At 64.8% G+C, this 5,491-nt stretch carries 3 protein-coding genes and 1 pseudogene; 2 read left to right on the plus strand and 2 right to left on the minus strand.

Annotated features, from left to right (window positions below; all coding sequences use genetic code 11):
- Both EN994_RS16030 and EN994_RS16035 read left to right on the plus strand, forming a co-directional pair.
- Positions 1 to 1,216, plus strand: a 1,216-nt coding sequence (locus EN994_RS16030; protein WP_164745953.1) for an MlaD family protein, incomplete at its 5' end; no start/stop codon positions are given.
- Positions 1,197 to 1,904 (plus strand): ABC-type transport auxiliary lipoprotein family protein, encoded by a 708-nt coding sequence (locus tag EN994_RS16035; RefSeq protein WP_063167914.1) that lies wholly within the window; start codon positions 1,197 to 1,199, stop codon positions 1,902 to 1,904. The genes EN994_RS16030 and EN994_RS16035, both read left to right, overlap by 20 nt.
- A gap of 37 nt (positions 1,905 to 1,941) precedes the next feature.
- Here the strand turns inward: EN994_RS16035 and EN994_RS16040 are convergent, their stop codons facing one another.
- Together EN994_RS16040 and EN994_RS16045 are read right to left on the minus strand one after the other, a co-directional pair.
- Positions 1,942 to 2,556 carry a 3'-5' exonuclease gene (locus tag EN994_RS16040; RefSeq protein WP_063170226.1) on the minus strand — a complete coding sequence of 205 codons (615 nt, stop codon included), beginning with the start codon at positions 2,554 to 2,556 and terminating at the stop codon, positions 1,942 to 1,944.
- A 186-nt stretch (positions 2,557 to 2,742) separates the two neighbouring features.
- Positions 2,743 to 5,491: pseudogene (locus EN994_RS16045) on the minus strand (kinesin); the annotation flags it as partial.

Raw genomic sequence — 5,491 nt, forward strand, 5'->3', positions numbered from 1 at the left:
CGGAAGTTTCGTGCTGTTCAACGGCGTCAAGGTCGGCGACGTCAAGCGCGTCTATATTGATGTCGACAATCCGACGGTTGCCATCGCCGATACCGAGATCGACCGCATGACGCCGATCACCAAATCGACGCAAGCCGATATCGGGCTTGCCGGCCTGACCGGGCAGGCCAACATCGAACTCAAGGGCGCCGATCCCAAGGAGGTAAAGCTCCTCGACCAAGCGGAAAAGGAAGGCAAGGTCGCCGAGATCGTCGCCAACCCGTCGGCGGTGACCAACCTCTTGCAGACGGCGCAGAATATCTTCACCCGCGCCGACAAGGTGCTGACCGAGCTCGAAGGCTTCACCAAGGACGTTCGCGGGCCGCTGACGCAGACCGTCCAGAACGTCCAGACCTTCTCCGATGCGCTGGCCAAGAATTCGGACGGCATCGACAAGTTCCTGTCCGCGGCCAGCACGCTGGCCGATGAGCTGAAAGGCGTTTCCGGCAAACTCGACGGCACGCTGAAGGCGGCCGAAGGCCTTCTCAACGCGGTCGACAAGGACAAGATCAAGAGCATCGTCGCCAATGTCGACGCAGTAACCGGTAACCTCAAGCAGACGTCGAAGCAGCTCGACGGCGTGATCAAGAACGTCGATACAGCCGTGGGGTCGGTCAACGACTTCGCCAAACGGACGCAAGGCACGCTGGCCAAGGTCGACAACGTGCTCGACGGTATCGATCCCGCACAAGTGCGCTCGGCGCTCGCCAACATCCAAAAGGCCAGCGAGAGCGCCGACAAGGCCGCCGCCGACATCGCGGAGGTGACCCACAAGTTCGCCAACCGGGCCGACGACATCGACCAGACGATCAAGGACGCAAAGCAGCTCGCGCAACGGCTCAACGATGCCTCGGTGCGAGTCGATGGCATTCTAGCCAAGGTCGATACCTTGCTCGGGTCGGGGCAGGCCGACGGCGTGATGGCGGATGCGAGGGCGACGCTGAAGTCGTTCAAGCAGGTTGCCGACACGCTGAATGCCCGCCTTGGCGTCATCACCGACAATCTGGCGCGATTCTCGGGCCAGGGGCTTTCGAACGTCGAAGCGCTGGTGCAGGACAGCCGCCGTTCGATCAGCCGCATCGAGGAGGCGGTAACCGACCTCAGCCGCAATCCGCAGCGCATCCTGTCGGGTGGCGACGGCGAGGTTCGGCAATTCGATGGCAGGGCGCGGCGTTGACTTCGGCGCCGGCGCGCCCCAGAAACATGAGCCGCGAAAGCGGGTCGATCTTACGATCCGGGGACAACGGGGATCGCGCGTGAAGTCTGTGTGGGTGAAAACGGGCGGGTTGACATCGGCTGCGGCACTGCTTGCCTTGACGCTGGCCGGCTGTGCGGCGTTGGGCGGCAAGCCCGCGCCGCTCGATACGTTCGAGCTGTCGGCGCCGTCGGTCGACGCGCATGGCCACAGCCGCCGCCAGATCCTGATCGCGCAGCCGTCGGCGCTCAAGGCGCTGGACAGCCAGAACATCGTCATCAAGCCGTCGGATCGTTCGATCCAGTATCTCAAGGGCGCGCAATGGGCTGACCGGCTGCCGCTGATCGTGCAGGCGCGGCTGGCCGAGACCTTCCAGCGATCGGGCAGCTTTGCCGGCGTCGGCAAGCCGGGCGAGGGCCTGGCGATCGACTATCAGGTGATCGTCGAGATCCGCTCATTCGAGGTTCGGGTCGACGGCGGCGAACATGCCGAGGTCGATCTGTTCGTGCGGATCCTGAACGATCGCAACGGCGAGGTCCGTGCTTCCAAGAGCTTCACCGCAGCCGCACCCGTCTCGGGCAGCGGCAATCCTGCTTATGTCAGCGCACTCGACAAGGCGTTCGGCGACGCCGCCGGGCAGATCGTGCGCTGGACGGATTCGGTGATCTGAGCGCGACGCGCGCCGGAATCCCATCAGGCTTCTCTACCTACAAGTGGTCGAAGATCTCCGGCCGGAGCTTTCCGGTCTTCATCAGGTGCTGCAGGGTGTAGGTCACGGACAGCGCGTCATCGAGCGCATCGTGCCCCTGCAATGGCGGGTGCTTGACGCCGTAGTAATCCGCAAGCTTGTTGCTCGGCGTTCTCGCCAGATCCTCGATCGGCATTCCGGCTGCGATCAGCAGCTTGACGGCGTTGTCAAACCGGGTGGCCGGGATCGAAGGCTGAATGCCCCCGACATAGCAGCTGATGGCGATCATGTTCAATTCGTCCTTGCCCCAGGACCAGAATCGCGCCCCTTCGGAAAAACGATCGATGTCGGCGAGGGCATCCCCTAGTGCCACCCCTTTTGTCTCCAAATCTTCCTCGGTGATGCCGGTCAGTTTGGTGAAGAATGGGTCCAAGGCGTATCTCTGACCAAACCGGTCGACCGGTTTGATATAGGCCTTGTGTGTTCCGAGCAGGGGGAAGTCGCCTTCAAGTCCAAGCCTGACGGCGCCGATCTGTGCGATCACCGGGTCGGGATCGTGGGCCGCGCACCAGAATCTGCGTTGCGAGCCCTCCAGGCAAAGAAACTCGCAGTCGAAAATGATTGCCGTCTTCACGATCACACCCTGCGAGCGTTAGGGCAGCGGTACTGTGGATGAATTATAGCGCCGTCGGGAGATCGACTTAGGGCGGATTCCGAAGGCATCGATAGTCTCGCAAGACCTGTTGCGGGCAGGTTCAACGCGTGCCGGACGTTAGAGCAGGCACAGGCGGGACCATGGCCCGCCTGTTCAATTCCCGTCTTAGTGCAGGCGGCCGCTCGCATGCGCCAGCATGGTGTAGACCTTGCCGGTGTCCGACGTCAGGTAGGTCTGCGCCATGATGTTGTCGCGGTCGTTGCGTGAGACATCCTTGAGCAGCTTCTCGAAATCGTCGCAGTAGCGGTCGACGGCGGCGCGGAACTCGGCCTCGGCCTGATACTTGCGACGGATCTCGTCGAACGTCTGCTGACCCTTCAGCGTGTAGAGCCGCCTTGTGAACACGTCACGCTCGCCGCGCCGGTAGCGGTTCCACAGCTCGATCGAAGCATCGTGGTCGATGGCCCGCGCGATATCGACGGAGAGCGAGTTCAGCGATTCGACGACATGAAGGGGCGATCGCTGGGCAGGCGTAGCGCGGGGCGCTTCCGCAGTCGCTGGGGGAGCTGCCGACCTGAGGTCCTCATCGTTCGATGCCGCGGTCAGCAGATCGCGCACCCAGCCACCCTGCGGCGTGCGGGCGTTGGCATCGCCGCGCGGACGCGGTGCCGCCTCGGTCGGACGGTCAAGGTCGAGCGTGCCGCGCAATGCAGGGCCGCCCAAGGGCGCCTGAGGCGTGCGCAGGTCCGGCTGCGGTGCCGGTGCTCGGCGCGGCGGCTCGGCAGCGCGTGCGGCCGGCGCTTGCGGCGCCGGACGCAGGTTGCGTGGTTCGGACCCTTCACCGCCGCGGCCGGACTTGGCCACGATGTCCGAAAGCTCCTTCAGGGCGTTGATCTGCTCGGAAACGGCGCGGCGGATGGCCGAAGTCGATTCCTTGGCCTCTTCCGGCATTTCGATGACGCCCTTCTTGAGCTCGGCGCGGGTCAGGTCGAGCTCGCTCTTGATCGAACCCGCTGTGCGCCGCATCTCCTCGGTCGCATCGGCAAAGCGCTTGGTTGCCGAGTCGACGACGTCGGTGATGGCGTTGCGGATCTTGTCGGCCGACTCCATCGTCTTGCCTTCGGCGTTCTGCAGCGTCTGGCCGACGAGATTTTCGAACGAGCGCATGACCCTTTCGAGATCTTCCGACTTCTTGACCAGGCCGACGGCGAGGTCTTCGAGCGACGACTGCCGTTCGAGCGTGTGTTCGAGGTTGCTCTGGGCCGAGCTCAACAGGTCCGAAGCACTGGACAGCAGGCGGCTGTGCTCGTCGAACTTGGTGGCAATCGACGCGACCTCGCGCAAGGTGGACGACGACAGTTCCGTCAGCCTTGTCGTGTTCGAATCGACCAGACGTGCCGAGCTGGCAAAGGTCTGCGCGGCCTTCTCGGTGGTGGCGGCGAAGCTTTGCGTGCTGCCGCTCAGGCGTTCATCGACCTGGCCGAGATTGACCGCGGCCTGCTCGATCAGCTGACCGAGCTGCGAACTGGACTTGGTCATCCGGCCGATGAGGTCGGCGACGCTGTCGGACAGCGACGAGCGGGCACCCTCGACCGCCGACAAGGTTTCGGCGGTGCGGTTGGCGAGCGCGTCGACAAGTGCGGCATTCTCGCTGCGCAGCTTCTCGGTGGCGCGTTCTGTGACCTCTTCCATGCTCTTTTGCAGTTCCGAGCCGCCCTGGGCGAAGCGCTCGACCAAAGGCCGTGCGGTTTCGTCGAGGATCTTCGACATTTCGGCCGAACGCGCCGCGAGCATGGTGTTGAGTTCGCGGGTGTTGGCGCCGATCGTCTTGGCGGCATCGTTGGTGCTCTGGCCGATATGCTGGCCAACCGCGGTGAAGGTCTCGGCGATCACATTGGCGCGCGAGACGAGTTGCGCCTCGGCGTTCGACACCTGCTCGTTGAGCTTCTGGCCCATCGTCTCGGCCGTAAAGGCGAGGCGGTTCTCGACGCCCGAGACCTGCTCTTCGACACGGGCTGCCGCGGCCGCCGCGCTCGAGGCGAGACGCTCGTCGGCGCCGGCAAGCGCCTGCTCGATTTCGCGGGCATGCACGGCCATTTCCTGGCCGGTCCGCCTTGCGCGTTCGGCAACCCGTTGCTCGGTATCGGCAAAGGCGCCGACGATCGTCTCGGCATGCTCGCCGATCGTGGTGGTGCTGCTGGCGATGCGCGACACCAGACGCTGATCCGCGTCGTCGAAGATACGGCCGATTTCCGAGGCGCGGCTCGACAGCGCTTCCGAACCCTCGGCGATGCGCGAGACGAGCTGCTGGTCGGCGGCATCGAAGATGCGGCCAAGGTCCGATGCGCGTGCGGCAAGCGCTTCGGCCGATTCGCCGATCCGCATGCCGAGCCGCTGGTCGGCGCCTTCGAAGTTGCGCAGGATGTCGCCGGCGCGCGCGGCCAGCGACTGGGCCGTTTCGATGGCGCGGGCGACCAGCTTCTGGTCGGCGGCATCGAACGTGCCTGCAATTTCGCTTGCACGAGCTGCCAGATGGTCGGCGGTGTCCTGAGCCCGGGCGGTCAGCTGATCTGCGGTTTCCTGGGCGCGGGCGGCGAGCTTCTGGTCTGCCGCTTCGAAGGTGCCGGCGATCTGATTTGCGCGAGCGGCCAGCTGATCGGCGGTTTCATGGGCACGGGCCAGCAGCGAGCTGGACGTGTCGTCCGCGCGGGCAAGCAAGGCGTTCGACGTATCTTCTGCACGGGCGTGCAGGCGACGGTCGGCCTCCTCGAAGGTGCGGGCGATGTCTTCGGCCCGCGCCAGCAGGGCCGCGGAGGTCTGCTCGGCGCGCTCGGCGATCTTGCGGTCGGCGTCGCTGAACGCGGCACCGGCCTGCTCGTGCAGGGTGCTGGTGACTTCCAGCACCTTTTCGCGC

The organism is Mesorhizobium sp. M7A.F.Ca.CA.002.09.1.1 (genome assembly GCF_003998555.1).
Taxonomy (GTDB): domain Bacteria; phylum Pseudomonadota; class Alphaproteobacteria; order Rhizobiales; family Rhizobiaceae; genus Mesorhizobium; species Mesorhizobium ciceri.